The organism is Bartonella sp. TT119HLJHH (assembly GCF_042193385.1).
Classification (GTDB): domain Bacteria; phylum Pseudomonadota; class Alphaproteobacteria; order Rhizobiales; family Rhizobiaceae; genus Bartonella.
Genome location: NZ_JBHILS010000068.1, coordinates 1 through 1,952, shown reverse-complemented (window position 1 = coordinate 1,952; position 1,952 = coordinate 1). Strand labels below are relative to the sequence as shown.

Genomic DNA, 1,952 nt, shown 5'->3' with positions numbered 1-1,952 from the left:
CTTTTAGATGGCAAAAATGATGATAATCAAGATCAGTCATCTGCTTATGACAGAAGCATTTACAGACCTCTTGATACACCCCATACCGTTATGAATGACAGTGTTCCTTTTTAAACAGAAGGTGCTTTAATGGATAGTAAAAAGAAGCCTAGGGTTAGTACAGAAGAATCTGAACCCGTTTATATGCTTACAGAGAATGATATAGAGCTGTTAAGAGATTGTATGTCATCTACATCAATGAGTTATTACAGTATAGTGATGGGTGCTTTATTGAGTACACTTTTCATTCTGCTCTTAAAACTTTCTTGGGATCAAAGTCACTTAAAACTTAAGTTAGGTGTTGCTGCTGTAATATGCATTTTAGTGGTTTTATTGTTCTTTTTAAATCGAATTTCATGGTCAAGATCAGAGAGAATTTGGCAAGATATTAAACAGACATCTGAGGACATAAGTGAAAAAAAATAAAAAGAGGGGACGCCCTAAAATAGCAGGGCAGGTAAGAGAACCAAACGGACGTATATCACGTGCAAAAGCACCGCGTGAAGCCGTTGATAAATTGGCAATAGAAATGCGTGCAAAACGCTTTGGTTTAACGCTACAAGAGGCAAAAAATCCACTTTCTGGTACTTATATAGGGCGGCTTTGTTTAAAAGGCGTGATTACTCAAGAGCAATACGACACCGCCCAGCAATATCTACAGATAAGAAACGACTATTTATGCGCAAAAGGCTTGCCTAATGCGATTTATGACGAAATGCCGTCATCATCTGATGATAAGGCAAGAGATAAATGGGTAGAATTTGCAACAGAGCAGTTTATCAACATGCAAGAGGCACTAAAAGAAGCCCAATGCCTCTATAGACAATATAACCTTTATGCAGCGCTACAGTGCCTCGTTATAGAAGATCAAATGCTACCACACCTTGTGAATTCACTGCGCGTTGCTCTTAATGCGCTTCATAAGTATTTAATCGCTAGTTTAAAAAATTTTTAAATATCGCTTCCATTTTTCAAAAGAGCCATATCTTACTGAGGGTCTTATATCTTCTTTGGGCATCATTTCTCTATATACACTTATAGCAATAGAGCACATATTCACTGTATTTTGTAAACGAACGCTTTCATGTCCTAGTATCATATGCTCTGTACGAATAGTTTGTTCTTTTCTGCTAATGCCATTTGGAGAATTCAAAAATTTTTCTGCGTATTCAAACATTGGATCATTAAAATGTGTTTCAAATTTTGCTAGAAATAAAATAGTTTCTATAGTATCCCAGTCATTAAAAATACTACCGTATTTCTTAAGTTTTGTTTGCAAGTCGTTAAATGTAACTGTGGGCATACTTTTATCACCTTGTAATAAATCAGCAAAACGACCACAAAAAACAAGCACTATGTGATAATGTTTTAAAATATTAAATTCCGGAGGATTGCTAGGTAGTGTTATTAAATGCTTCCAAAATGGACTTTTGTCATGGGGGATGTCTACAGTACTTCCCATAAATGTTTTTAAATACTCCACCGATTCTTTTGCCTTTGCTAATTTTTGATGATATTCTGAGTTTTGATAATTTTCACTTACATATTTTTCGTAAAGTTTATCGTATTGTTCTAAACTATCTACACTAGTGTATCTTGATAACACTGATATCGAAAAGAAAGCTATAAATATTACTATGAGCGTTATGGATAGTGACTTCATTACTTAATCCTTTAAATTGTCATAATTAACACTGACTAACAGATTCTCTTTGAAATTATCAATATGTGTTATTTTTATGTTGACAAAGTGTAGCAAATCGTATTTAATGACATTGCTGTACTTAGGCGTATTGTGTCTAGAGAGGGAAATGTACAGTTCAAAATCCCCGCAAATGCGGGGTTTTTTATTATCTGGAGGGCGTATTTTATGACATCAGAAAATACACAGCAGGCTCCACAACCCATTAAAA

Annotated in this window: 3 protein-coding genes and 1 pseudogene; 3 read left to right on the top strand and 1 reads right to left on the bottom strand. The window is 34.8% G+C overall.

What is annotated here, in order from left to right; translation table 11 throughout:
- The 3 genes and pseudogenes from ACFIJL_RS09195 to ACFIJL_RS09185 form a co-directional block, all read left to right on the top strand.
- Positions 1-114: pseudogene (locus ACFIJL_RS09195) on the top strand (single-stranded DNA-binding protein); the annotation flags it as partial.
- 15 nt (positions 115-129) lie between these two features.
- Complete coding sequence (locus ACFIJL_RS09190; RefSeq protein WP_375624384.1) at positions 130-465, top strand: hypothetical protein; 336 nt, start codon at positions 130-132, stop codon at positions 463-465.
- On the top strand, positions 452-994 hold the full coding sequence (locus tag ACFIJL_RS09185) for a hypothetical protein (protein ID WP_375624382.1): 543 nt from the start codon (positions 452-454) through the stop codon (positions 992-994). Before ACFIJL_RS09190 ends, ACFIJL_RS09185 begins: the two co-directional genes overlap by 14 nt.
- Here ACFIJL_RS09185 and ACFIJL_RS09180 read toward each other — a convergent pair.
- On the bottom strand, positions 980-1,702 hold the full coding sequence (locus ACFIJL_RS09180; RefSeq protein WP_375624380.1) for a hypothetical protein: 723 nt from the start codon (positions 1,700-1,702) through the stop codon (positions 980-982). The genes ACFIJL_RS09185 and ACFIJL_RS09180 overlap by 15 nt on opposite strands.
- Positions 1,703-1,952 lie beyond the last annotated feature (250 nt).